The sequence below is a fragment of the Streptococcus sp. 68 genome (genome assembly GCF_013277415.1).
GTDB lineage: Bacteria > Bacillota > Bacilli > Lactobacillales > Streptococcaceae > Streptococcus.
Map to the genome: position 1 here is coordinate 136,613 of NZ_VMMX01000003.1, position 25,891 is coordinate 162,503.

A 25,891-nucleotide genomic window follows, 5' to 3' on the forward strand; every position below is an offset into this window, starting at 1 on the left:
TAGCTTCCTAGTTTGCTCTTTGATTTTTATTGAGTATCAGTGACTAACTCATCAACTCTGATTTATCCAATAAAATTGAAAAGGATGGAAAAAAGGTTGCATTTATGATATAATTTATTTTAAAGACCTTATTAGAAATCTTGAAAGAGTATTGAAAACTTAGAATGAGAAAAATTGTTATCAATGGTGGATTACCACTGCAAGGTGAAATCACTATTAGTGGTGCTAAAAATAGTGTTGTAGCCTTAATTCCGGCTATTATCTTGGCTGATGATGTGGTGACTTTAGATTGCGTTCCAGATATTTCGGATGTAGCTAGTCTTGTCGAAATCATGGAATTGATGGGAGCTACTGTTAAGCGTTATGACGATGTATTGGAGATTGATCCAAGAGGTGTTCAAAATATTCCAATGCCTTATGGAAAAATCAACAGTCTTCGTGCATCATACTATTTTTATGGGAGCCTCTTAGGCCGTTTTGGTGAAGCGACAGTTGGTCTACCGGGAGGATGTGATCTTGGTCCTCGTCCGATTGACTTACACCTTAAGGCGTTTGAAGCTATGGGTGCCACTGTTAGCTACGAGGGAGATAACATGAAGTTATCTGCTAAAGATACAGGACTCCATGGCGCAAGTATTTACATGGATACGGTTAGTGTAGGGGCAACGATCAATACGATGATTGCTGCGGTTAAAGCGAATGGTCGTACTATTATTGAAAATGCAGCCCGTGAACCTGAGATTATTGATGTAGCTACTCTCTTGAATAATATGGGTGCCCATATCCGTGGGGCAGGAACCAATATCATCATTATTGATGGTGTCGAAAGATTACATGGGACACGTCATCAGGTTATTCCAGACCGCATTGAAGCTGGAACATATATATCTTTAGCTGCTGCAGTTGGCAAGGGGATTCGTATAAATAATGTTCTTTACGAACACCTAGAAGGATTTATTGCTAAGCTGGAAGAAATGGGAGTGAGAATGACTGTATCTGAAGACAGCATTTTTGTCGAAGAGCAGTCTAATTTGAAAGCAATCAATATTAAGACAGCTCCTTACCCAGGCTTTGCAACTGATTTGCAACAACCGATTACCCCTCTTTTACTAACAGCTAATGGTCGTGGTACAATTGTTGATACGATTTACGAAAAACGTGTAAATCATGTTTTTGAACTAGCAAAGATGGATGCGGACATTTCGACAACAAATGGTCATATTTTGTACACGGGTGGACGTAATTTGCGTGGAGCCAGTGTTAAAGCGACCGACTTAAGAGCTGGCGCAGCTTTGGTTATTGCTGGTTTGATGGCCGAGGGACAAACTGAAATTACCAATATTGAGTTTATCTTACGTGGTTATTCTGATATTATTGAAAAATTACGTAATCTAGGAGCGGATATTACACTTGTTGAGGATTAAACCGTAGAGGTGTTTATGAATATTTGGACCAAATTAGCAATGTTTTCTTTTTTTGAAACGGATCGCTTGTATTTGCGTCCTTTCTTTTTTAGTGATAGTCAAGACTTCCATGAGATAGCCTCAAATCCTGAAAATTTACAATTTATTTTCCCAACTCAGGCAAGTCTGGAAGAAAGTCAGTATGCACTGGCCAATTACTTTATGAAGGCTCCTTTAGGAGTATGGGCTATTTGTGACAAGAAAACTGAAAAAATGATTGGTTCAATTAAGTTTGAAAAGCTAGATGAAATCAAAAAAGAAGCTGAGCTTGGTTATTTTTTGAGAAAAGATGCTTGGTCGCAAGGATTTATGACAGAGGTTGTTAGAAAAATTTGTCAGCTTTCTTTTGAGGAATTTGGCTTAAAACAATTATCTATCATTACCCACCTTGAAAATGAAGCTAGCCAAAGAGTTGCTCTTAAGTCTGGATTTAGTTTGTTTCGTCAGTTTAAGGGAAGTGATCGGTACACAAGAAAAATGCGGGATTATCTTGAATTTCGGTATGTAAAAGGAGAATTCAATGAGTAAGCATCAGGAAATTCTAAGCTATTTGGAGGAATTACCAGTAGGTAAAAGGGTCAGTGTTCGCAGCATTTCAAACCATCTGGGAGTCAGTGATGGAACTGCCTATCGGGCCATTAAAGAAGCTGAAAATCGTGGAATTGTAGAGACTCGCCCAAGAAGTGGTACTATCCGTGTTAAATCTCAGAAAGTTGCTATAGAGAGATTAACCTTTGCTGAAATTGCAGAAGTGACTACTTCTGAAGTGTTAGCTGGACAGGAAGGACTTGATAGAGAATTTAGTAAGTTCTCTATTGGTGCCATGACCGAACAAAACATCTTATCTTACCTTCATGATGGGGGGCTCTTGATTGTCGGAGACCGGACCCGTATACAATTACTAGCGCTTGAAAATGAAAATGCAGTTCTGGTTACGGGTGGTTTTCATGTTCATGATGACGTGCTTAAACTGGCCAATCAAAAGGGGATTCCTGTTCTGAGAAGCAAGCATGACACTTTCACTGTTGCGACCATGATCAATAAAGCCCTGTCAAATGTACAAATCAAGACTGATATTTTGACAGTTGAGAAGCTTTATCGTCCAAGTCATGAGTATGGTTTTCTGAGAGAGACTGACACTGTTAAAGATTATTTGGACTTAGTTCGTAAGAATCGTAGCAGTCGTTTCCCTGTTATCAATCAACATCAGGTTGTTGTTGGAGTTGTAACCATGAGAGACGCTGGTGATAAGTCACCAAGTACGACAATTGATAAGGTTATGTCACGTAGTCTATTTTTAGTTGGATTATCGACAAATATTGCCAATGTGAGTCAACGGATGATTGCTGAAGACTTTGAAATGGTACCAGTTGTTCGAAGCAATCAAACCTTGCTTGGCGTTGTAACCAGACGAGATGTCATGGCGAAGATGAGTCGTTCCCAAGTTTCTGCTCTACCTACTTTTTCTGAGCAGATTGGTCAAAAACTTTCTTATCACCATGATGAAGTCGTCATTACAGTGGAACCCTTTATGCTAGAGAAGAACGGTGTTTTGGCTAATGGTGTATTGGCGGAGATACTGACTCACATGACCCAAGATTTAGTTGTGAATAGTGGTCGCAATCTCATCATCGAGCAAATGCTGATCTACTTTTTGCAGGCTGTTCAGATAGATGATATACTGCGCATTCAAGCACGTATTATCCACCATACTAGACGATCAGCTATTATTGATTACGATATTTATCATGGTCATCAGATTGTTTCAAAAGCAAATGTGACTGTTAAAATTAATTAGAAACTAGGAGAAAAAATGATAACATTAAAATCAGCTCGTGAAATCGAAGCTATGGACAAGGCTGGTGATTTTCTAGCAAGTATTCATATCGGCTTACGTGATTTGATTAAGCCTGGCGTAGATATGTGGGAAGTTGAAGAGTATGTCCGACGTCGTTGTAAGGAAGAAAATTTCCTTCCGCTTCAGATTGGGGTTGACGGTGCAATGATGGACTATCCTTATGCTACCTGCTGCTCTCTTAATGATGAAGTGGCTCACGCTTTCCCTCGTCACTACATCTTGAAAGATGGTGATTTGCTTAAGGTTGATATGGTTTTGGGAGGTCCAATTGCCAAATCTGATTTGAATGTCTCAAAATTAAACTTCAACAATGTTGAGCAAATGAAAAAATACACCCAGAGTTACTCTGGTGGTCTTGCAGACTCTTGTTGGGCTTATGCTGTTGGTACACCGTCCGAAGAAGTCAAAAACTTGATGGATGTAACCAAAGAAGCCATGTACAAGGGTATTGAGCAAGCTGTTGTTGGAAATCGTATCGGTGATATTGGTGCAGCCATTCAAGAATACGCTGAAAGTCGTGGTTACGGTGTAGTGCGTGATTTGGTTGGTCATGGTGTTGGCCCAACTATGCACGAAGAACCAATGGTTCCTAACTATGGTATTGCTGGTCGTGGGCTTCGTCTCCGTGAAGGAATGGTCTTAACCATTGAACCAATGATCAATACCGGTGACTGGGAAATTGATACAGATATGAAGACTGGTTGGGCTCATAAGACTATTGACGGTGGGCTATCTTGTCAATATGAACACCAATTTGTCATTACTAAGGATGGTCCGGTAATCTTGACTAGCCAAGGTGAAGAAGGAACTTATTAATAAAAAGTGAAAAGATCTACTGGAAGTTTATTTTGATAAAAAATCCAGTAGATCTTTTTATAATAAAACGCATTGTATCAAGCTTTTAATGCCTGGTATAATGCGTTTTTCTAATTTTAAGATTTTTTCCAACTCTGTTTGTAACCACATCATAACAAAGGGTCTAGAATTCATAGCTCTCCTCCTATATACTATTAGTAAAGCAAAACTAGGGGAGAATATTTTAGTGTCGCAATCTATTGTTCGTGTAGAGGTTTTACGATATCGTTGTTTTGATTCTAAAAAGAGAAATGGAATTCTGTTTAACGTTCGTATTGCCAATCTTAAATTTACCTTTTTTATATTGAAGTATTGAGCTAGTTTATGAAAAAATTGAGTGAAAGAGTCGAGTGTTTTAGAAACCTACAGTGTAGTATTCTAGTTTCAATCCACTATATTTTGCTACTCCCCATAAAGTTTCTATTTTCCCTGAATTCTGATATAATAGAAATATTGACTTCAAGAGTAAGGAAGAGAAGATGAACGCATTATTAAATGGAATGAATGACCGTCAGGCTGAGGCGGTGCAAACGACAGAAGGTCCCTTGTTGATCATGGCAGGGGCTGGTTCTGGAAAGACCCGTGTTTTGACCCACCGTATCGCTTATTTGATTGATGAAAAGCTGGTCAATCCTTGGAATATCTTGGCCATTACCTTTACTAATAAGGCTGCGCGTGAGATGAAAGAGCGTGCTTATAGCCTCAATCCAGCTACTCAGGACTGTTTGATTGCGACTTTTCACTCCATGTGTGTTCGTATCCTGCGTCGCGATGCGGATCATATTGGCTACAACCGTAATTTTACTATTGTGGATCCTGGTGAACAGCGAACTCTTATGAAACGCATTCTCAAGCAGTTGAACTTGGATCCTAAAAAATGGAATGAACGGAGCATCTTAGGAACTATTTCCAACGCTAAGAATGATTTGATTGATGATGGGGCTTATGCCTCCCAAGCTGGAGATATGTACACGCAAATTGTGGCCCAGTGTTATACAGCCTATCAGAAAGAACTGCGTCAGTCGGAGTCGGTTGACTTTGATGATTTGATTATGCTGACCTTGCGTCTCTTTGATCAAAATCCTGATGTTTTGACTTATTACCAGCAGAAGTTTCAATACATCCACGTTGATGAGTACCAAGATACTAACCATGCCCAGTACCAACTGGTCAAACTCTTGGCTTCACGCTTTAAAAATATTTGTGTGGTTGGGGATGCGGACCAGTCTATCTACGGTTGGCGTGGTGCGGATATGCAGAATATTTTGGATTTTGAGAAAGATTATCCCCAAGCCAAGGTTGTTTTGTTGGAAGAGAATTACCGTTCCACTAAAACAATTCTCCAAGCGGCCAACGAGGTCATTAAAAACAACAAAAACCGCCGTCCTAAGAATCTCTGGACCCAGAATGCTGATGGGGAGCAAATCGTTTACTATCGTGCCAATGATGAGCTAGATGAGGCTGTATTTGTAGCCAGAACTATCGATGAACTTGGTCGGAGTCAAAACTTCCTTCACAAGGATTTTGCAGTTCTCTATCGTACTAACGCCCAGTCTCGTACTATTGAGGAAGCCCTGCTCAAGTCAAACATTCCTTATACCATGGTTGGTGGAACCAAGTTCTACAGCCGTAAGGAAATCCGCGATATTATCGCTTATCTTAATCTTATTGCTAATTTGAGTGACAATATCAGTTTTGAGCGTATTATCAACGAACCAAAACGTGGAATTGGGCCAGGTACTGTTGAGAAAATTCGTGACTTTGCAAATATGCAAAACATGTCTATGCTAGATGCTTCAGCCAATATCATGTTGTCTGGTATCAAGGGTAAAGTAGCCCAGTCTATCTGGGATTTTGCAAATATGATGTTAGATTTGCGAGAGCAACTGGACCACTTAAGCATTACTGAGTTGGTTGAGGCCGTCCTAGAAAAAACAGGTTACGTCGATATTCTTAACGCCCAAGCGACCTTAGAAAGCAAGGCTCGTGTAGAAAACATCGAGGAGTTCCTCTCTGTGACGAAAAACTTTGATGACACCTCTGATGGGCCAGAAGAAGAAACTGGTCTGGATAAACTGAGTCGTTTTTTAAATGACTTGGCCTTGATTGCGGACACAGATTCAGGTAGTCAGGAGACATCAGAAGTGACCTTGATGACCCTGCATGCTGCCAAAGGTCTCGAGTTTCCAGTTGTCTTTTTGATTGGGATGGAAGAAAATGTCTTTCCACTTAGTCGTGCAGCTGAGGATTCAGATGAATTGGAAGAAGAGCGCCGTCTGGCCTATGTAGGTATCACGCGTGCAGAGAAAATTCTCTATCTGACCAATGCTAACTCACGCTTGCTTTTCGGTCGTACCAACTACAACCGTCCCACTCGTTTTATTAACGAAATCAGCTCGGACTTACTTGAGTATCAAGGTCTGGCTCGTCCAGCAAATACAAGCTTTAAGGCATCTTATAGCAGTGGTGACCTTGCCTTCGGTCAAGGTATGAGTCTTGCCCAGGCTCTTCAAGACCGTAAACGCAGTGCTGCCCCAAAATCTATCCAGTCAAGTGGCCTTCCGTTTAGTCAATTTACAGCTGGAGCAAAATCAGCTTCTAGCGAGGCAAATTGGTCCATTGGTGACATTGCCCTCCACAAGAAGTGGGGAGAGGGAACTGTTTTGGAAGTTTCAGGTAGCGGTGCTACGCAGGAATTGAAAATCAATTTCCCAGAAGTAGGTTTGAAAAAACTTTTGGCTAGTGTGGCCCCAATTGAGAAAAAAATCTAATTTTTCATCCTTCTCACGAATAATAAAGTGAGGAGGATTTTTATGTACAGTATTTCATTCCAAGAAGATTCACTATTACCAAGAGAAAGACTGGCCAAGGAAGGAGTTGAAGCGCTCAGTAATCAAGAGTTACTAGCTATTTTACTCAGAACAGGAACACGTCAAGCTAGTGTTTTTGAAATTGCCCAGAAAGTCTTGAACAATCTTTCAAACCTAACGGATTTGAAAAAAATGACCCTGCAGGAATTGCAGAGTCTGTCTGGTATTGGACGTGTTAAGGCCATAGAATTGCAAGCTATGATTGAACTGGGGCATCGTATTCATAAACACGAGACTCTTGAGATGGAAAGTATTCTCAGCAGTCAAAAGTTGGCCAAGAAGATGCAACAGGAATTGGGGGACAAAAAACAAGAGCACCTGGTGGCGCTCTATCTCAATACTCAAAATCAAATCATCCATCAACAGACCATTTTTATCGGCTCAGCTACTCGTAGTATTGCTGAACCACGTGAGATTCTTCACTATGCTATCAAGCATATGGCGACTTCTCTCATCTTGGTCCACAATCATCCTTCGGGAGCGGTAGCCCCTAGCCGAAATGATGATCATGTCACTAAACTTGTTAAAGAAGCCTGCGACCTGATGGGAATTGTCCTCTTGGACCATTTGATTGTCTCATATTCTAGTTACTTTAGTTACCGTGAAAAAACAGATTTAATCTAAAGTTCATTAACGACATAGTCAAAGAGGTTTTTATCTTTGGGACGATTTTCAAAAAGAAACTCTGGATGCCATTGGACACCGAGAAAGGCGACATCATCCGTACTCATAACAGCTTCTATAATACCATCTTTAGGATCATGAGCCGCAATCTTTAAATTTGGTGCTAAATCCTTGATGCTCTGGTGGTGGAAGGAGTTGATATGGGAGATTTCTCCATAGATTTCTCGAAGAACTGTATCAGGTTCTGTCACCAAGCGTTGGGTTGTGTACTCGGCGGAACAATCCTGCCAGTGATCTTCGATATCTTGGTACAAAGTTCCACCCATGGCAACGTTAAAGAGTTGAGTCCCACGACAGACAGAGAAAATCGGCTTTTGCTGTTTGATAGCTTCCTTGATGAGGGCTAGTTCGAATATATCTCTTTGAAGGTGGTAGTCATCGCTATCAATGGTTTTTGGTTCACCATAGAATTTTGGATCAACATTTTGCCCACCTGTCAAGATGAGCTTGTCAATCATACTGATATAGTGGCAGGCCATTTCTTGATCACCAATCGGTAGGATGATGGGAATCCCTCCAGCGTCTTTAACGCCTTCAACAAAGCCTTTTGCTGCGTAGCTCATCATGATGTCATCATCAGGATGAGTTTTTTCGTTTCCTGTAATCCCTATAACTGGTTTTTTCATAAAATGATTTTCGCTTTCTAATCCTCTTTTCGCATGAAATAGAGGAGTGTTTGGAGTTCACTTGTCAAATCGACATACTGAACGACCACATCTTTTGGTAAATGCAGATGGACTGGTGAAAAACTAAGAATTCCTTTCACGCCAGCATCAACCAAGAGATTGGCAACCTCTTGTGACTTAACGCTGGGAACGGTCAGGATAGCAGTCTTCACATCAGCATCCTTGATTTTATCCTTGATTTGAGAAATCCCGTAAATAGGAATTCCATCAGGAGTTTGGGTTCCGACTTCGGGATGGTCATCTAGGTCAAAGGCCATGATAATCTTCATCTTGTTACGCTCGTGGAAGCGGTAGTGGAGAAGGGCATGGCCCATATTTCCAATACCAACCAGCATGACATTGGTAATAGAGTTATCATTGAGCAAATCGGCAAAAAATGTCATCAGTTTTTTGACATCATATCCAAATCCACGCCGACCTAGTTCACCAAAATAGGAAAAATCACGACGTACGGTCGCTGAATCAATCCCAATGGCCTCTGCAATTTGCTTAGAGTTGGCACGTTCAATCTTTTCTGCATGAAATCTCTTAAAAATTCGATAGTAGAGAGAGAGTCTTTTTGCTGTAGCTTTTGGAATAGCAGACTGTTTATCTTTCACAAAATCACAACCTTTCTATTCTTCTATTTTATAGAAACATTGTGAAAAAATCAACAAAAACAAGAAAAAACTAAGAAAAATCTTAGTTTTGTTGTAAAAAATCTGCATGTGATAGAAAACGGTAGAGGTCTCCGACCAGTCCTTGGTAAACTTCCTGTCCTTTAAAGGTCAAAGAAGTTACATAAAGTGTATCTGGCAGAGTCACACATCCTGACAGAGCTAGCATGAGAGCCTCGTAATCCTCATACTTGAGAGTGCGCTCTACATGATAGCTGTCCTTATAGGTCAGTTCAAACATTTTGGCTCTATCTTTCCGATTTTGTAAAGACACCACGTTCTACCAAGCTATCCATGAGGAAATAGAATTTTTCCTGATGAATGTGGTGGTCTTCTGATTTGAAAATATCAACTAGACGTAGCCCAAACTTGTCAGTGATATTGATTTTAGCACCTGTAAGTTCCTTGTTAATGATGATTTTGAGTTGGAAGCCTTCACCGCTGTTTGGCACTTTTTCAAGTAGAAGAGTCAATTCATAGTTACCAACCTTAGTCTCAAAAAAGGTGTTGTCCTTAAGGGTGAATTTTTTAACAGAAGGGCTAAGAGTGTAGTCGTAACGACAATTTTTTAACTGAATGGTTTTTTCAAATGCCATATGGCTAACCTCCGATAATTTCTTTTAAGGTCTTTGCGAGGGTATGTAGGTCTTCAACAGTATTTTCTGGCGAGAGACTGATACGAACGGATTCCTTCAAGCGTTCTGAATTTGCCCCGTACATGGCTTCAAGAACATGGCTGGATTGGACAATGCCTGCCGTACAGGCTGAGCCAGTAGAGATTGAAATTCCAGCCAAATCTAGCCGAAGGAGTAAGAGGTCGTTTTTCTGACCAGGAAATCCAATATTGAGAACATAAGGGAGATGATGTTGTCCTCTATTCACGTAATACTGAATTCCTTCTAGCTCTGCAAGAAAGGCAGTTTCTAGATTTTGTACATGTTGGAAATGTTCTTCCTGTTTTTCTAGGTCTTCTTTTAGGGCTGCAACCATACCCACGATGGCAGCTAGATTTTCAGTTCCGGCTCGTTTTTTCTGTTCTTGGTCTCCGCCATGAAGATAGGAATCAAAATCCATGCTAGATGCGTAGAGAAAACCGATTCCCTTAGGACCATGGAACTTGTGGGCAGAAGCAGTGAGAAAATCAATGCCCAATTCTTCTGGGTGTATAGGGATTTTACCAATAGCCTGAACTGCATCGACATGATAGGCGGCTGGGTGTTGCTTGAGTATTTGGCCAATTTCAGCAATGGGCAGTAGGTTTCCAGTCTCATTATTGGCAAACATGGTAGAAACCAAAATCGTATCGTCACGTAAGGCCTCTTGAATTTGCTGGGCGGTGATTTCTTGATTTTCTGGCTGGATAATGGTTACTTCAAAACCAAAGTGTTGAACCAAGTAATCAATGGTTTCAAGGACAGCATGGTGCTCGATGGCAGTTGTGATAATATGTTTTCCTCGTTCTTGGTGACGAAGGCAGTAGCCAATGATAGCAGTATTGTTGCCCTCAGTCCCACCAGAAGTGAAAAAGATATGTTGAGGTTTTGTCCCCAGTAACTGAGCTAGTTCCTGACGGGCTTCTCGCAAGAGTTTGCCAGCTTGACGACCATGACTATGAATACTAGAAGGGTTTCCGTAGGTTTCTTGCATCACCTTGGTCATAGCTGAAATAGCAACTGCTGACATAGGAGTCGTCGCAGCATTGTCCAAATAAATCAAAGGATCACCTTATTTCTTTTTGTTGTAGGCAAAGAGTGGGCTGACTGGTTTTCTTTCGTGGATACGGACGATGGCGTCACCAATTAACTCACTAGCAGTGATGTAGCATACGTTTTTAGGAGTTTTTTCTTTTGTTGCTACTGAATCAGTCACAAGAATTTCTTTAATCTTAGTATTGTCAAGAAGTTCAGCAGCTCCCTCGACGAAGAGACCGTGGCTAGAAACAGCATAAATTTCTGTAGCCCCTTCACGTTCAACGATTTTAGCAGCTTCAGAGAAGGTACGTCCTGTATTCAGAATATCGTCAATTAAGATGGCTTTCTTACCTTCAACATCACCAATAATATAACCTTCGTTACGAGTTGCATCGTCTTGAGGGTAGTCGATAATGGCGATAGGAGCATCAAGATATTCAGCCAAGCTACGAGCACGTTTGACACCTGAATTTTTAGGGCTGACGACAACAACATCTGACCCAAGTAGACCCTTATCGCAGTAATGTTTTGCAAATAGGGGCACTGTGAAGAGGTTATCAACAGGAATATCAAAGAATCCTTGAACCTGAACGGCATGCAAATCAAGAGTCAGGATACGATCAACCCCAGCCTTAACCAGCATATTGGCAACTAGTTTTGCTGTAAGTGGCTCACGAGGACAAGCAATGCGGTCTTGACGTGCATAGCCAAAATATGGAAGGACAACGTTGATACTGTGGGCACTTGCACGCACACAAGCGTCGACCATGATTAACAATTCCATTAGGTGGTTGTTAACAGGGAAACTTGTAGACTGGATGATGTAAACATCATAACCACGGACACTTTCTTCAATATTCACTTGGATTTCTCCGTCTGAAAATTGACGTGATGATAGTTTTCCAAGTGGGACACCAACAGCTTCAGCAATTTTCTGTGCAATCTCTTGGTTAGAGTTGAGTGCGAAAAGTTTCATGTTTTTTCTATCTGACATTATAGACCGTCCTCTGTAAACTTTTTAAATCCTAGTGATATTTGCCTTACCTATATGAACTGGGATTTGTGTATTTTTATCTTTTCTATTTTACCAAAAAATGGAGATTATTTCAGCTATTTTTCATACTTTTGACAAATCGAACCAATTTTGAAGGAGCTTTTTGATAAGAAATCTGATTTTCCTCTAAAAATTTTTGGAAATCTTGTTTGCCTTGCTCGTGATTTTCCACTTCAAGCTCCAATTCGTAATCCGTCATATCAAAGTATTGACTTTCATCCAGAGCCATGAGACCGATAGCTGTTTGCATTTCATAGCGAAGTGTTGTTAGACAACCAAGTACCTGCCAGTTCTTGCTTTGGATGCCATGTTTCGCCAATTCATCCAGTACTAGCCCTTGAGGAAGTTCTTCCTTAGACAGATAGTTTTCAGCATCTTTTAGTTGCAATTTTTGGTTGTATTCCATGTTTCCAACACTCTGCGGGACTTTGAGTGTCAATTCTGCCCAGTCTTCAAAGGTTCGAATGCGCATAGCAATTTTCTTTTCTCGCAGTTCAAAATCAGGTGTGTCCATGTAGTGGTTTTTTTGAAGAACAGGAGTGACGTCTGTGAACTGGTCTTTTAGACGATTGTATTCATCTTTTTTCAATAGTGTTTTCAATTCAATTTCTAAATGTTTCATTTTTCTTACCTTTTCTTTATCGTTGAAAGCGGATTATGGTATAATAAGCATTGTATTTATTGTATATGAATCTGGAGAAAAAATCAAAGATATTTTTGAAGGATAATATGAGAACAAGGGAGAAGATATGACCTTAGAATGGGAAGAATTTCTAGATCCTTACATTCAAGCTGTTGGTGAGTTAAAGATTAAACTACGTGGTATTCGCAAGCAATATCGTAAGCAAAATAAGCATTCTCCGATTGAATTTGTGACTGGTCGAGTCAAGCCGATTGAGAGCATAAAAGAAAAAATGGCTCGTCGCGGCATTACTTATGCGACATTAGAACACGATTTACAGGATATTGCTGGTTTACGTGTGATGGTCCAGTTTGTAGATGACGTCAAGGAAGTAGTGGAGATTTTGCACAAGCGTCAGGATATGCGTATCATACAGGAGCGAGATTACATTACTCATCGAAAAGCATCAGGCTATCGTTCCTACCATGTGGTAGTAGAATATACGGTTGATACCATCAATGGGGCCAAGACCATTTTGGCAGAAATTCAAATACGTACCTTGGCCATGAATTTCTGGGCAACGATAGAACATTCTCTCAACTACAAGTACCAAGGGGATTTCCCAAATGAGATTAAGAAGAGACTGGAAATTACAGCTAGAATCGCCCATCAGTTGGATGAAGAAATGGGTGAAATTCGTGATGATATCCAGGAAGCCCAGGCTCTTTTTGATCCTTTGAGTAGAAAATTAAATGACGGTGTAGGAAACAGTGACGATACAGATGAAGAATACAGGTAAACGAATTGACTTGATAGCCAATAGAAAACCGCAGAGTCAAAGGGTTTTGTATGAATTGCGAGATCGTTTGAAGAGAAATCAGTTTATACTCAATGATAGCAGTCCGGACATTGTCATTTCCATTGGTGGAGATGGCATGCTCTTGTCGGCCTTTCATAAGTACGAAGACCAACTTGATAAGGTACGCTTTATCGGTCTTCATACAGGACATCTGGGCTTTTATACCGATTATCGTGATTTTGAGTTGGATAAGTTAATGACCAATTTGCAGCTAGATACCGGAGCAAGGGTTTCTTACCCTGTTCTAAATGTGAAGGTTTTTCTTGGAAATGGAGAGGTCAAGATTTTTCGTGCCCTCAACGAAGCCAGCATTCGCAGGTCTGATCGAACCATGGTGGCAGATATTGTCATCAATGGTGTTCCCTTTGAACGTTTTCGTGGAGACGGGCTAACAGTTTCGACACCGACTGGTAGTACTGCCTATAACAAGTCTCTTGGTGGTGCTGTTTTACATCCTACCATTGAAGCTTTGCAATTAACGGAAATTGCCAGCCTTAATAATCGTGTCTATCGAACGCTGGGCTCTTCCATTATTGTGCCTAAGAAGGATAAGATTGAACTCATTCCAACAAGAAATGATTACCACACCATTTCGGTTGACAATAGTGTTTATTCCTTCCGTAGTATCGAGCGAATCGAGTATCAAATTGATCATCATAAGATTCACTTTGTCGCGACTCCTAGCCATACCAGCTTCTGGAACCGCGTTAAGGATGCTTTTATCGGCGAGGTGGACGAATGAGGTTTGAATTTATCGCAGATGAACATGTCAAGGTTAAGACCTTCTTAAAAAAGCACGAGGTTTCTAAGGGATTGCTGGCCAAGATTAAATTTCGTGGTGGAGCTATTCTGGTCAATGACCAACCACAAAATGCAACCTATCTATTGGATCTTGGAGACCGCGTTACCATTGACATTCCCGCTGAGGAAGGCTTTGAAACTCTAGAAGCAATCGAGCGCCCACTGGATATTCTCTATGAGGATGACCATTTTCTAGTCTTAAATAAACCCTATGGAGTGGCTTCTATTCCTAGTGTCAATCACTCTAATACCATTGCCAATTTTATTAAGGGTTACTATGTCAAGCAAAATTATGAAAATCAGCAGGTTCACATTGTGACCAGACTTGATAGGGACACTTCTGGCTTGATGCTCTTCGCCAAGCACGGCTATGCCCACGCACGATTAGACAAGCAGTTGCAGAAGAAGTCCATTGAAAAACGCTACTTTGCCCTCGTTAAAGGAGATGGATATTTGGAGTCAGAGGGGGAAATTATTGCTCCGATTGCGCGTGATGAAGACTCTATTATCACTAGAAGAGTAGCTAAAGGTGGAAAGTATGCCCATACATCATATAAGATTGTCGCTTCCTATGGAAATATTCACTTGGTCGATATTCGCTTGCATACTGGTCGAACCCACCAAATCCGAGTCCATTTTTCTCATATTGGTTTTCCTTTGTTGGGAGATGACTTGTATGGTGGTAGTCTGGACGACGGCATCCAACGTCAGGCTCTGCATTGCCATTACCTATCCTTTTATCATCCATTTTTAGAGCAAGATTTGCAGTTAGAAAGTCCCTTGCCGGATGATTTCAGTAACCTTATTAAACAGTTATCAACTAATACTCAATAAAAAATATTAGAGTATAATTTATTATTTTAAAGGAGAAAACTCATGGAAGTTTTTGAAAGTCTAAGAGCCAACCTAGTTGGTAAAAATGTCCGCATCGTTCTACCTGAAGGAAAAGAACCTCGTATTCTTCAAGCTACGAAACGCTTGGTAAAAGAAACAGATGTTATTCCAGTCTTGCTTGGTAAACCAGAAAAAATTAAAATTTACCTTGAAATTGAAGGGATTCACGAGGGTTATGAAGTCATCGATCCTGACCACTACGCTAAGTTTGAAGAAATGGTTGCTGCGCTCGTTGAACGTCGAAATGGTAAGATAACAGAAGAAGAAGCTGCTAGACTCTTACGTGAAGACGTTAACTACTTTGGTGTAATGTTAGTATATATGGGCTTGGTTGACGGTATGGTTTCAGGTGCACTTCACTCAACTGCTGCAACAGTTCGTCCAGCCCTTCAAATCATAAAAACTCGTCCTAATGTTACTCGTACTTCAGGTGCCTTCCTAATGACTCGTGGTTCAGAACGTTACCTATTTGGTGACTGTGCTATCAATATCAATCCTGATGCAGATGCCTTGGCTGAAATTGCAATTAATTCAGCAATCACTGCGAAAATGTTTGGTATAGAACCAAAAATTGCTATGTTAAGTTACTCAAGTAAAGGTTCTGGTTTTGGTGAGAACGTTGATAAGGTAGTAGCAGCTACACAACGTGCGCATGAACTACGCCCAGATCTTGAAATAGATGGGGAATTGCAATTTGACGCTGCCTTCCACCCTGAAACGGCAGCTTTAAAAGCTCCAGGAAGTAAAGTGGCTGGACAAGCAACTGTATTTATTTTCCCAAGTATCGAAGCTGGAAATATCGGTTACAAGATTGCAGAACGTCTCGGTGGTTTCTCAGCTGTGGGACCTGTTTTACAAGGTTTGAATAAGCCGGTTAATGACCTTTCACGTGGATGTAGTGCAGAAGATGTTTACAATTTAACCCTTATCACAGCAGCTCAAGCAGTTCATCAATAGTGAAAACTATAAAGCGATATACTATGCTATACTGTAGTTATGAAACTATGTACGAAAAGCACTGCCATTAACTCCTGAGAACTAAATTACTGATTGGTGTCAAAAAGGACAACTTCCAAGCGATGATATCCTGTCTATATACGACCTATAGAAATCTGTAATATACATGTCCGTAAAACGATAAATTCCCTTTTGGATTTTATACTCAATAAAAATCAAAGAGCAAACTAGAAAGCTAGGCGCAGGAAGTACTTGAGTACGACAAGCCGACGCTGATATAGTTTGAATTTGATTTTTGAAGAGTATTAAATGAGTATGAAAAGAGAATTTTTTCATGAGAAAACGCATAATATTGAGTGTTTTTTGTACACCTGCTATTATGCGTTTTTTATAATTTTTGCACCTTTCTTAGCCTTTGTTATCGACAAGTATTGTTCTAGCTCCTTGTTTTTAGAATGGCAATTTCCCAGCGAAAGCACCCAGTTTTTTCTTGGTAGTTTCATCGATTTGTTCAAGAGCAGAGTTGATGGCTTGAACGGTCATATCAGAAAGAGTTTCAAGGTCCTCTGGATCAACGACAGCTGGATTGAAATCAATGCTGACAACTTTCTTATCTCCAGTTAAGGTCGCTTGGACAAGATCTTGAGCAGATTTGCCAACAAATTGCATGGCAGCAAGTTCGGCCTGGCTTTGTTCCATTTGTTTTTGAAGTTTTTGTGCTTGACGCATCATGTTTTGCATGTTCATCATAAGATTTTTAAGATTCCTTTCGTTTCAAGGGGATAATCCTTGTTGTTAACAAGTGCCTGATTTTCTCTCCTAATTGTTATTAGTAGCATAGCCATCAAGCCCAAGTACTGATTTTATTATACCATTTTTTTAAGACATAGTCTTTTATTGGTGAGAGTTATTTATATCAAGGAGTGATTAGAAATAAATTAAAATAATGATTTTTGCTAAGAGGGGCTCTATTCTAGTTTCATGGAAATGATTTTACTAAAGGTTCGTATGCTTTGTTTACAAACATGTTACCTCTATCTATTTTTGGATAAATAGTTGTCTATTATTATTTTTATGCTAATAGTAAAATCTAAATGGTAGCCTACGATTTTTTAGAAAGAAAATGGTACAATATTCTAAGAGAAAATACAATGGGAGGGAAAATGAGGTTATTACCTATAAGAAAAATATCACGTCAGTCTAAAAGGTTAGCACTTTTTTTGACGTTTTGTGCTGGATATGTAGATGCTTACACTTTTATTGTTCGCGGGAATACCCTTGTAGCTGGACAAACAGGAAATGTTGTCTTTCTTTCGGTAGAGCTAATACAGAATAATGTTTCGGATGTTAGGGATAAGCTTTTAACTTTAATAGCATTTATGCTGGGAGTTTTTTTACTAACCATTTATAAGGAAAAATTGAGAATTGTAAAAAAACCGATTCTGTCACTGATTCCTTTGGCAATACTATCAATCATTATTGGTTTTGTGCCGCAAACTGTAGATAATATCTATCTAGTACCGCCCTTAGCCTTTTGTATGGGCTTGGTGACAACTGCCTTTGGTGAGGTTTCGGGTATTGCTTACAATAATGCCTTTATGACAGGGAATATCAAACGAACAATGCTGGCTTTTGGGGATTATTTCCGAACCAAGCACACTCCTTTTTTGCGTGAAGGGTTCATATTTGTTAGCCTGCTTAGTAGTTTTGTCCTTGGTGTTGTCTTTTCAGCCTATTTGACGATTTTCTATCATGAAAAGACTATTCTTGGTGTTCCTATTATGATGAGTATTTTTTACCTTAGCATGCTTTTTGCCTCTTGGCAGAAAAAAGTAAAAGAAAAAGCTTGATTTTAGGTGTTATTACTTGTAAGAAAATAGGAGATATGCTATACTTGAAGAGTTGACTATGCACGATCCTGTGCAACCGCACGAACATCGTTGCTTGATTATTCAAGTTTAAGTGGTTCGTCCCACGATGCTAGGCGAGTCTTCACAAAAAAATCGGGGAAACCCATAAAAATCATAGGAGGTGCATAATGAGCACATACGCAATTATCAAAACTGGCGGAAAACAAGTTAAAGTTGAAGTTGGTCAAGCAGTTTACGTTGAAAAATTGAACGTTGAAGCTGGTCAAGAAGTTACTTTTAACGAAGTTGTTCTTGTTGGTGGTGAAAACACTGTTGTCGGAACTCCACTTGTTGCTGGAGCTACTGTAGTTGGAACTGTTGAAAAACAAGGAAAACAAAAGAAAGTTGTTACTTACAAGTACAAACCTAAAAAAGGTAGCCACCGTAAACAAGGTCACCGTCAACCATATACTAAAGTTGTCATCAACGCAATTAACGCTTAATTTTAAGGAGAACACATGATACAGGCAGTCTTTGAGAGAGCCGAAGATGGCGAGCTGAGGAGTGCGGAAATTACTGGACACGCCGAGAGTGGCGAATACGGCTTAGATGTCGTGTGTGCATCGGTTTCTACGCTTGCCATTAACTTTATCAATTCTATTGAGAAATTTGCAGGCTATGAACCAATCCTAGAATTAAACGAAGATGAAGGTGGCTATCTGATGGTTGAAATACCAAAAGATCTTCCTTCACACCAGAGAGAAATGACCCAGTTATTCTTTGAATCATTTTTCTTAGGTATGGCAAACTTATCGGAGAACTCTTCTGAGTTCGTCCAAACTAGAGTTATCACAGAAAACTAACACGGAGGAAAACATTATGTTAAAAATGACTCTTAACAACTTGCAACTTTTCGCCCACAAAAAAGGTGGAGGTTCTACATCAAACGGACGTGATTCACAAGCGAAACGTCTTGGAGCTAAAGCAGCTGACGGACAAACTGTAACAGGTGGATCAATCCTTTACCGTCAACGTGGTACACACATCTATCCAGGTGTAAACGTTGGTCGTGGTGGAGACGATACTTTGTTCGCTAAAGTTGAAGGCGTAGTACGCTTTGAACGTAAAGGACGCGATAAAAAACAAGTTTCTGTTTACCCAATCGCTAAATAAAAAGGTTCAGTGAACCTTTTTATCCTGAGCCTTGAAATGTAAAGGCGAGGAAGCTAGAAATAGCATTAAATAAGGCTTTCCGAGTTTTCGGAGAGCCTATTTTTTTGTTTTGGTACCCATACTTTTTAATATGTATAGTGGATTGAATCTGGAATAGAACACTGCTAAAAATTGATTTGAGTTTCCTAATCGATTTCTTCAGATTCTCTATAAGAACTGTTATCTGGTTTCAAATATTGGCTTGTCGTCCCTTCACTTGTCTGAATGGCTTGAGCCGTTCCTTCTGATAAGGGAAAAGATATTCTTTAGCTGAAACTGTCTGAGAATCCAAGCTAACAGATGGAGAGAAAAATAGCGCCAGTCTGAAGCATACTAGATGAGAGTTGTTGGAAGGCAGTCATCTAGTTTTTCTTTTCTGCTTTGGCTTTTTTCTCTTTGTCATCAGGGAAAGTAACTTGTTTCAAATCAGGGAGTTTCGCAAACTCTTCAAACATTTTGTCCAAGTCGTCTCGTTTTGTAAATTTTACAGCCATAGGTGTACCTCGATTCTAAATTCTACCTTTTCAGCACCAACTAGTAATTTAAAGTTCTCAGGAGTTAGTTGCATTGCTTTTTCATACATAAGCATAGTATGACACTTTATGGTTATTGAACAAGTCTAATCACTCCTTTCAAACTTTTGAAGATGTCCTACAAGTTTTTGAGAAGAATATTGCAAAGTTCATAGTTGAGCAACGATAGAATGAAGTGCTTTTTGAAAACAGCTACACTTCAGGTTAAAAAAATGACATTTCAGATTTTCTGTTCCAGAAATAGCTATCGCTATGATATAATTAGTTTATGATTATTACTATTCCTATAAAAAACCAAAAAGATATTGGCACACCATCTGATTCAGTCGTAGTCCTTGGCTATTTTGATGGTATACACAAGGGGCATCAAGAATTATTTCGTGTTGCCAATAAGGCTGCGAGAAAGGATTTATTGCCTATCGTGGTTATGACCTTTAATGAATCACCAAAGATTGCTTTAGAGTCTTATCATCCGGATTTATTTTTGCATATTTTGAACCCTGCTGAACGTGAAAGAAAATTAAAGCGGGAAGGTGTAGAAGAATTATATCTCCTTGATTTTAGTAGTCAATTCGCTAGTCTCACGGCAGAAGAATTTTTTGCAACTTATATCAAGGCTATGAATGCCAAAATTATTGTTGCAGGTTTTGATTATACATTTGGTTCTGACAAAAAAACAGCAGAAGATTTAAAGGATTACTTTGATGGAGAAGTTATCATTGTTCCACCTGTAGAAGATGAGAAAGGAAAGATTAGTTCAACTCGTATCCGTCAAGCTATTTTAGATGGAAATGTGAAAGAAGCAGGAGAACTTTTGGGGGCACCGCTTCCATCAAGAGGGATGGTGGTTCATGGCAATGCTCGTGGTCGTACGATTGGTTATCCAACAGCTAATTTGGTGCTTTTAGACCGTACTTATATGCCAGCAGATGGCGTTTATGTCGTTGATGTTGAGATTCAAAGACAGAAGTATCGTGCTATGGCTAGTGTCGGGAAAAATGTGACCTTTGATGGAGAAGAAGCACGTTTTGAAGTCAATATTTTTGATTTTAATCAAGATATTTATGGGGAAACCGTCATGGTTTATTGGCTTGATCGCATTCGAGATATGACAAAATTTGATTCTGTTGACCAATTAGTGGATCAGTTAAAGGCTGATGAAGAAGTCGCTCGGAATTGGTCTTAAGAGTTTGAGTAAAGAAAAAAGAGGTTGTTTGTAACCCAAAAGATAGATGATTTAGTCTAACTTTTGAGGTCACGACATTACCTCTTTTTATTCTTTTTCAAAGGTAAATCCTTCTCCAAGGATTTCATGGGCTTCTGTAATGGTTATAAAGGCTTGAGGATCGATTCGATGAATCATTTCCTTCATTTTCACAATCTCATTCCTACCGACAATACAGTAGATAATCTTCAAATCTTTTTGACTATAGTAGCCTTGACCTGAGATGAAAGTAACACCTCTTCCTAGGTCATCATTGATCGCCTTAGCAAGTTGGTCAGGACGTTTTGTGATAATCATAAAGCCTTTACCTGCGTAGCCACCTTCGCCAATCAAATCAATAACACGCGAAACGATAAAATCAAATAAGAGTGTGTAGGAAACCAATCTCAAATCCTTGAAGATAAGGAGAATGAGCATGAGAATACAAAAATCTAAGATAAAAAGTAGTTTCCCCATTGATATATGAGTGTATTTGTTGAGAATACGAGCTAGAATATCAGTTCCGCCAGTTGTACCTCCAGCATTAAAGATAATTCCAAGACCAATTCCCAAGAGAATCCCAGCTATAAGGGCAGTGATTAGTAAATCACCTTGAAGGTTAATATGAAGGGGAATACGCTCAAAAAAAGCCAACCAAGCTGACAAAGCTATGGTTCCCAGTAAACTAGAATAGAGAGATTTTGCTCCAAATATTTTCCAAGCTAGGATGAAAAGGGGAATGTTAATCAGCAAGTTCATGAGCGAAACAGGGATTTTAAAAAGATAAAAGGTGATAAGGGTAATACCTGTTGCCCCTCCTTCAAAGAGATGATGAGGAACTACAAAATAAGTCAGACCAAAAGCATAAATAGCAGCACCTAGTAAAATGGTTAAAATAGGATAAATTTTTTTAATCATAGGACACCTCTTTTCTTATAAGTTGATTATATCAAATTTTTACGGAAAATTTGAGTGACTCCATTAGGATTTTTAATCTTTTTTTGATATAATTAGAAGTAAGAAAACCAATCTGAATCCTAAAATAGAAAGATTGATACTATGACAAAAATTAAGATTGTAACCGATTCATCTGTTACTATTGAATCTGAACTTGTAAAACAATTAGATATTACAATTGTTCCATTATCTGTAATGATTGATAATGTTGTTTATTCTGATGCTGATTTGAAAGAAGAAGGTAAATTTCTTCAGTTGATGCAAGAAGCTAAGAATCTTCCGAAAACAAGTCAGCCACCTGTAGGTGTCTTCGCTGAAGTTTTTGAAGACCTATGCAAGGATGGTAGCCAGATTCTTGCTATTCATATGTCCCATGCCCTTTCTGGTACTGTAGAAGCAGCACGCCAGGGTGCTAGTTTATCTACTGCAGATGTGACTGTTGTTGATAGTTCCTTCACTGACCAAGCCTTGAAATTCCAAGTTGTTGAGGCTGCTAGATTAGCTCAAGAAGGCAAAGACATGGAGACAATTTTATCTCATGTAGAAGAGGTTAAAAACCACACAGAACTTTATATTGGCGTTTCAACTTTGGAAAATCTTGTCAAAGGTGGACGAATTGGCCGTGTAACTGGATTGTTGAGCTCACTTCTCAATATCCGTGTTGTCATGCAGATGAAAGACCATGAATTGCAGCCAATGGTTAAAGGTCGTGGAGCTAAAACTTTTAAAAAATGGTTAGATGAGTTGATAACATCGCTTTCTGAACGTTCTGTAGCAGAGATTGGAATTTCATATTCTGGTAGTGATGATTGGGCAAAAGAGATGAAAGAAAGCTTACAAGCTTATGTTGAAAAGCCAATTTCTGTTTTGGAAACGGGTTCCATTATTCAAACTCACACGGGTGAGAACGCTTGGGCTATTTTGGTACGTTACCACTCCTAAAAAAATAAATAAAATGGGAAGAAATAGCGTTTTTAACTTGACCTAAAAGGGATTTTAGGATATGATTATATTTGTTAATTAGAAATTATTTGGAGGAATCGTTAACATGGCAAACAAACAAGATTTGATCGCTAAAGTAGCAGAAGCTACAGAATTGACTAAGAAAGACTCAGCAGCAGCAGTTGAAGCTGTATTTGCAGCAGTAGCTGACTATCTTGCAGCTGGTGAAAAAGTTCAATTGATCGGTTTTGGTAACTTTGAAGTTCGTGAGCGTGCAGAACGTAAAGGTCGCAACCCACAAACTGGTAAAGAAATGACAATTGCAGCTTCTAAAGTTCCAGCATTCAAAGCTGGTAAAGCTCTTAAAGACGCTGTTAAATAATCAGCCTTTGAAAAGCCTATTGTATCAAGCTTTCTAGCTTGGGCAGTAGGCTTTTTACGTACGATAGGCATGTCGTATATCTGAGGTGTAAGTCCTCGGTGGGCACCTGCTACCGGTGAACCCAATAGCGATTCCCAAGCCTGACTATCGTGAGGTAGCGGATTAAAATGGTCTGGGGATAGACCGTTTTAAGTCTGACGTTGGAAATAAGAATCGTCAGAGGAAGGGATGGCGAAATCGTGGCTCTACGAACAGGAACGTGATAGTAAGGCGTATATAGCGGATAAGGGGGCTCAAAACTCTAAAGTCCAAAAAGGTAGTCGTAACCTATATGCGTAAATCATGAGAGTAATTGAATTCGGACTAAGGTTTGTGTGAAAAAGATAAATCTTCCTAGTGCCTAAAGACTCTGCGTCAGATTTCCTATTTTCACTGTAACCTTCTAACGTCCTCATATCTTGTATAAACTAGGAAAGATGTACGACTTATCCGCGAGGTATCATGAGCGCTGAAAGCGTAGTAACAACGAATCATGAGAAGTCAGCCGAGCCCATAGTAGTGAGGAAACTTCTGTAATGGAAGTGGAGCGAAGGGGGGAATAATCTAGTAATAAATAGAGTTAAAAAGTTGAATACTCCGAAAATATTGTATATATAGTAGTTGAATCTAAAATAGTACGAAACAATTTCTAAAACATTTATAGAAATTAATTTTACTTTCCCAATCGATTTGTTCTCATCTTATTTCAATTTGCTATACGTACGTATATAATGAAAAGAATTAAATAATAGACTTGTGCGATAACTATTTGAAGCAAGATTAGCTGGTTAGAAAATCCAACAAGATAGCGAAGGAATATAACACAAATTTTACATAATTTATTTTATGTTGCATATCCTTCGCTAAAATACTTACCATTATCTTGAATGCCTTAGGGAAACATGCTATACTACTTGTATGATTATTTTACAAGCTAATAAAATTGAACGTTCTTTTGCAGGAGAGGTTCTTTTTGATAATATTAACATACAAGTTGATGAACGTGATCGGATAGCCCTTGTTGGGAAAAATGGTGCAGGAAAGTCTACTCTTTTGAAGATTTTGGTTGGAGAAGAGGAGCCAACTAGTGGAGAAATCAATAAGAAAAAAGATATTTCTCTATCTTACCTAGCCCAAGATAGCCGTTTTGAGTCTGAAAATACCATCTACGATGAGATGCTTCATGTCTTTGATGACTTGCGTCGGACTGAGAAACAACTGCGTCAGATGGAGCTGGAGATGGGTGAAAAGTCTGGTGAGGATTTGAATAAACTGATGTCAGATTACGACCGCTTATCTGAAAATTTTCGTCAGGCAGGTGGCTTTACCTATGAAGCTGATATTCGAGCGATTTTGAATGGATTCAAGTTTGACGAGTCTATGTGGCAGATGAAAATTGCTGAGCTTTCTGGTGGGCAAAATACTCGCTTAGCTCTAGCCAAAATGCTCCTTGAAAAGCCCAATCTCTTGGTCTTGGACGAGCCAACCAACCACTTGGATATTGAAACTATTGCCTGGCTAGAGAATTACTTGGTAAATTATAGCGGCGCGCTCATTATTGTCAGCCACGACCGTTATTTCTTGGACAAGGTTGCGACAATTACGCTAGATTTGACCAAGCATTCCTTGGATCGCTATGTGGGTAATTACTCTCGTTTTGTCGAATTAAAGGAGCAGAAGCTAGCTACTGAAGCAAAAAACTATGAAAAGCAACAAAAGGAAATCGCTGCTCTGGAAGACTTTGTCAATCGCAATCTAGTCCGAGCTTCAACGACCAAACGTGCTCAATCGCGTCGCAAACAACTGGAAAAAATGGAGCGTTTGGACAAGCCAGAAGCTGGCAAGAAATCAGCCAATATGACTTTCCAGTCGGAAAAAACGTCTGGTAATGTTGTTCTGACTGTCGAAAATGCAGCTATTGGCTATGACGGGGAAATATTGTCAGAGCCTATCAATCTAGACCTTCGTAAGATGAACGCTGTTGCTATTGTTGGACCAAACGGCATTGGAAAGTCAACCTTTATCAAGTCAATTGTGGACCAGATTCCTTTTATCAAGGGAGAGAAGCGATTTGGCGCTAATGTGGAGGTGGGTTACTATGACCAAACTCAAAGTAAGCTGACAGCAAGTAATACGGTGCTGGATGAACTCTGGAATGATTTTAAACTGACACCAGAAGTTGAAATCCGTAACCGCCTAGGTGCCTTCCTTTTCTCAGGAGATGATGTCAAAAAATCCGTCGGCATGCTGTCTGGTGGCGAAAAAGCTCGCTTACTTTTGGCTAAATTGTCCATGGAAAACAACAACTTCTTGATTCTGGATGAGCCAACCAACCATTTGGATATTGATAGCAAGGAAGTGTTGGAAAATGCTTTGATTGACTTTGATGGAACTCTTCTATTCGTCAGCCACGACCGTTACTTTATCAATCGTGTGGCCACTCATGTACTGGAATTGTCAGAGAATGGCTCGACTCTTTACTTGGGAGATTACGACTACTATGTTGAGAAGAAAGCAGAAGTAGAAATGACTCAGGCTGAGGAAGCTTCAACTAGCAATCAAGCAAAAGAAGCAAGTCTAGTCAATAACTATCAGGCCCAGAAAGAAAGTCAAAAAGAAGTTCGCAAGCTCATGCGACAAATTGAAAGTCTTGAAACTGAAATTGAAGAGTTAGAAAGTCAAAGCCAAGCCATTTCTGAACAAATGTTGGAAACAAACGATGCCGATAAACTGATGGAATTGCAGGCTGAGTTGGACAAAATCAGCCATCGTCAGGAAGAAGCCATGCTTGAATGGGAAGAATTATCAGAGCAGGTGTAAAG

At 39.6% G+C, this 25,891-nt stretch carries 28 protein-coding genes, 1 pseudogene and 1 other annotated feature; of the genes and pseudogenes, 18 read left to right on the forward strand and 11 right to left on the reverse strand.

The features are described from left to right. Positions 1-164: 164 nt before the first annotated feature. The 6 genes from HT720_RS01485 to radC all read left to right on the forward strand — a co-directional run bounded on the left by HT720_RS01485 (position 165) and on the right by radC (position 7,670). Complete coding sequence (locus HT720_RS01485; protein WP_001227093.1) at positions 165-1,424, forward strand: UDP-N-acetylglucosamine 1-carboxyvinyltransferase; 1,260 nt, start codon at positions 165-167, stop codon at positions 1,422-1,424. A 15-nt stretch (positions 1,425-1,439) separates the two neighbouring features. Then, the gene (locus HT720_RS01490; RefSeq protein ID WP_173274575.1) at positions 1,440-1,991 is read left to right on the forward strand and encodes a GNAT family N-acetyltransferase; all 552 of its coding nucleotides are present in this window, start codon (positions 1,440-1,442) and stop codon (positions 1,989-1,991) included. Further along, positions 1,984-3,261 (forward strand): CBS-HotDog domain-containing transcription factor SpxR, encoded by a 1,278-nt coding sequence (gene spxR, locus HT720_RS01495; RefSeq protein WP_173274504.1) that lies wholly within the window; start codon positions 1,984-1,986, stop codon positions 3,259-3,261. Before HT720_RS01490 ends, spxR begins: the two co-directional genes overlap by 8 nt. 15 nt (positions 3,262-3,276) lie before the next feature. Further along, positions 3,277-4,137 carry a methionyl aminopeptidase gene (locus tag HT720_RS01500; protein WP_000631543.1) on the forward strand — a complete coding sequence of 287 codons (861 nt, stop codon included), beginning with the start codon at positions 3,277-3,279 and terminating at the stop codon, positions 4,135-4,137. A 518-nt stretch (positions 4,138-4,655) separates the two neighbouring features. Then, entirely contained in the window at positions 4,656-6,947 is a 2,292-nt protein-coding gene (gene pcrA / locus HT720_RS01505) for a DNA helicase PcrA (protein ID WP_173212817.1), read from the forward strand. 42 nt (positions 6,948-6,989) lie between these two features. Further along, positions 6,990-7,670: a DNA repair protein RadC gene (radC, locus tag HT720_RS01510; protein ID WP_173212815.1), complete on the forward strand. Its 681-nt coding sequence runs from the start codon at positions 6,990-6,992 to the stop codon at positions 7,668-7,670. Here radC and HT720_RS01515 read toward each other — a convergent pair. The 7 genes from HT720_RS01515 to HT720_RS01545 all read right to left on the reverse strand — a co-directional run bounded on the left by HT720_RS01515 (position 7,667) and on the right by HT720_RS01545 (position 12,439). Then, positions 7,667-8,356 carry a gamma-glutamyl-gamma-aminobutyrate hydrolase family protein gene (locus tag HT720_RS01515; protein ID WP_049524081.1) on the reverse strand — a complete coding sequence of 230 codons (690 nt, stop codon included), beginning with the start codon at positions 8,354-8,356 and terminating at the stop codon, positions 7,667-7,669. The genes radC and HT720_RS01515 overlap by 4 nt on opposite strands. Before the next feature lie 17 nt (positions 8,357-8,373). Beyond that, on the reverse strand, positions 8,374-9,015 hold the full coding sequence (locus HT720_RS01520; protein ID WP_000653417.1) for a redox-sensing transcriptional repressor Rex: 642 nt from the start codon (positions 9,013-9,015) through the stop codon (positions 8,374-8,376). Between the two features lie 82 nt (positions 9,016-9,097). Next, positions 9,098-9,313, reverse strand: coding sequence for a DUF4649 family protein (locus tag HT720_RS01525; protein ID WP_173212813.1), 216 nt, complete (start codon positions 9,311-9,313; stop codon positions 9,098-9,100). Positions 9,314-9,320: 7 nt separating this feature from the next. Continuing rightward, entirely contained in the window at positions 9,321-9,668 is a 348-nt protein-coding gene (locus tag HT720_RS01530; protein WP_173274505.1) for a DUF1831 domain-containing protein, read from the reverse strand. A 4-nt stretch (positions 9,669-9,672) separates the two neighbouring features. Then, complete coding sequence (locus tag HT720_RS01535; RefSeq protein WP_173274506.1) at positions 9,673-10,788, reverse strand: cysteine desulfurase family protein; 1,116 nt, start codon at positions 10,786-10,788, stop codon at positions 9,673-9,675. A gap of 9 nt (positions 10,789-10,797) precedes the next feature. Further along, a complete protein-coding gene (locus HT720_RS01540; RefSeq protein WP_001283809.1) occupies positions 10,798-11,757 on the reverse strand; it encodes a ribose-phosphate diphosphokinase in 960 nt (319 codons plus the stop codon). 112 nt (positions 11,758-11,869) lie between these two features. Further along, positions 11,870-12,439: a CYTH domain-containing protein gene (locus HT720_RS01545; RefSeq protein ID WP_173212809.1), complete on the reverse strand. Its 570-nt coding sequence runs from the start codon at positions 12,437-12,439 to the stop codon at positions 11,870-11,872. Positions 12,440-12,566: 127 nt separating this feature from the next. Between HT720_RS01545 and HT720_RS01550 the strand changes: the two genes are divergently transcribed. The 4 genes from HT720_RS01550 to pta are packed head-to-tail and all read left to right on the forward strand — an operon-like array spanning position 12,567 to position 15,950. Next, positions 12,567-13,238: a GTP pyrophosphokinase family protein gene (locus HT720_RS01550; RefSeq protein WP_173274507.1), complete on the forward strand. Its 672-nt coding sequence runs from the start codon at positions 12,567-12,569 to the stop codon at positions 13,236-13,238. Then, positions 13,222-14,040: an NAD kinase gene (locus tag HT720_RS01555; RefSeq protein WP_000799049.1), complete on the forward strand. Its 819-nt coding sequence runs from the start codon at positions 13,222-13,224 to the stop codon at positions 14,038-14,040. The genes HT720_RS01550 and HT720_RS01555 overlap by 17 nt, the downstream gene beginning before the upstream one ends. Then, positions 14,037-14,933, forward strand: coding sequence for an RluA family pseudouridine synthase (locus HT720_RS01560; RefSeq protein ID WP_173212666.1), 897 nt, complete (start codon positions 14,037-14,039; stop codon positions 14,931-14,933). Before HT720_RS01555 ends, HT720_RS01560 begins: the two co-directional genes overlap by 4 nt. Positions 14,934-14,975: 42 nt before the next feature. Continuing rightward, the gene (gene pta, locus HT720_RS01565) at positions 14,976-15,950 is read left to right on the forward strand and encodes a phosphate acetyltransferase (RefSeq protein ID WP_173212665.1); all 975 of its coding nucleotides are present in this window, start codon (positions 14,976-14,978) and stop codon (positions 15,948-15,950) included. 450 nt (positions 15,951-16,400) lie between these two features. Here the strand turns inward: pta and HT720_RS01570 are convergent, their stop codons facing one another. Next, positions 16,401-16,700 (reverse strand): YbaB/EbfC family nucleoid-associated protein, encoded by a 300-nt coding sequence (locus tag HT720_RS01570; protein WP_000981526.1) that lies wholly within the window; start codon positions 16,698-16,700, stop codon positions 16,401-16,403. Between the two features lie 413 nt (positions 16,701-17,113). Here HT720_RS01570 and HT720_RS01575 point away from each other — a divergent pair, with 413 nt between their 5' ends. The 4 genes from HT720_RS01575 (at position 17,114) to rpmA (ending at position 18,973) form a co-directional block, all read left to right on the forward strand. Then, positions 17,114-17,800: a YoaK family protein gene (locus HT720_RS01575; RefSeq protein ID WP_175880196.1), complete on the forward strand. Its 687-nt coding sequence runs from the start codon at positions 17,114-17,116 to the stop codon at positions 17,798-17,800. A gap of 64 nt (positions 17,801-17,864) precedes the next feature. After that, positions 17,865-17,952: a sequence feature (ribosomal protein L21 leader region), on the forward strand. A gap of 36 nt (positions 17,953-17,988) precedes the next feature. Further along, positions 17,989-18,303: a 50S ribosomal protein L21 gene (rplU, locus tag HT720_RS01580; RefSeq protein ID WP_000109141.1), complete on the forward strand. Its 315-nt coding sequence runs from the start codon at positions 17,989-17,991 to the stop codon at positions 18,301-18,303. 15 nt (positions 18,304-18,318) lie between these two features. Next, positions 18,319-18,663, forward strand: a complete 345-nt coding sequence (locus HT720_RS01585; RefSeq protein ID WP_000613699.1) for a ribosomal-processing cysteine protease Prp — start codon at positions 18,319-18,321, stop codon at positions 18,661-18,663. A 16-nt stretch (positions 18,664-18,679) separates the two neighbouring features. Then, positions 18,680-18,973 carry a 50S ribosomal protein L27 gene (gene rpmA, locus HT720_RS01590; protein WP_000916509.1) on the forward strand — a complete coding sequence of 98 codons (294 nt, stop codon included), beginning with the start codon at positions 18,680-18,682 and terminating at the stop codon, positions 18,971-18,973. Positions 18,974-19,182: 209 nt separating this feature from the next. Here the strand turns inward: rpmA and HT720_RS10150 are convergent. Then, positions 19,183-19,319: pseudogene (locus HT720_RS10150) on the reverse strand (TIGR03943 family protein); the annotation flags it as partial. 55 nt (positions 19,320-19,374) lie between these two features. Further along, complete coding sequence (locus HT720_RS10330) at positions 19,375-19,506, reverse strand: SPJ_0845 family protein (RefSeq protein WP_000268685.1); 132 nt, start codon at positions 19,504-19,506, stop codon at positions 19,375-19,377. Positions 19,507-19,813: 307 nt separating this feature from the next. On the opposite strand from HT720_RS10330, the gene HT720_RS01600 reads away from it, so the two are divergent. Beyond that, positions 19,814-20,731, forward strand: coding sequence for a bifunctional riboflavin kinase/FAD synthetase (locus HT720_RS01600; RefSeq protein WP_173274508.1), 918 nt, complete (start codon positions 19,814-19,816; stop codon positions 20,729-20,731). 87 nt (positions 20,732-20,818) lie between these two features. On the opposite strand, the gene HT720_RS01605 is transcribed toward HT720_RS01600, so the two are convergent. After that, positions 20,819-21,667 carry a YitT family protein gene (locus HT720_RS01605; protein ID WP_173274509.1) on the reverse strand — a complete coding sequence of 283 codons (849 nt, stop codon included), beginning with the start codon at positions 21,665-21,667 and terminating at the stop codon, positions 20,819-20,821. A 141-nt stretch (positions 21,668-21,808) separates the two neighbouring features. Between HT720_RS01605 and HT720_RS01610 the strand changes: the two genes are divergently transcribed. The 3 genes from HT720_RS01610 (at position 21,809) to HT720_RS01620 (ending at position 25,889) form a co-directional block, all read left to right on the forward strand. After that, positions 21,809-22,648 (forward strand): DegV family protein, encoded by an 840-nt coding sequence (locus HT720_RS01610; protein ID WP_173274510.1) that lies wholly within the window; start codon positions 21,809-21,811, stop codon positions 22,646-22,648. A 106-nt stretch (positions 22,649-22,754) separates the two neighbouring features. Next, entirely contained in the window at positions 22,755-23,030 is a 276-nt protein-coding gene (locus HT720_RS01615) for an HU family DNA-binding protein (protein WP_001284639.1), read from the forward strand. A 957-nt stretch (positions 23,031-23,987) separates the two neighbouring features. Beyond that, entirely contained in the window at positions 23,988-25,889 is a 1,902-nt protein-coding gene (locus HT720_RS01620) for an ABC-F family ATP-binding cassette domain-containing protein (RefSeq protein WP_173274511.1), read from the forward strand. Positions 25,890-25,891: the final 2 nt, after the last annotated feature.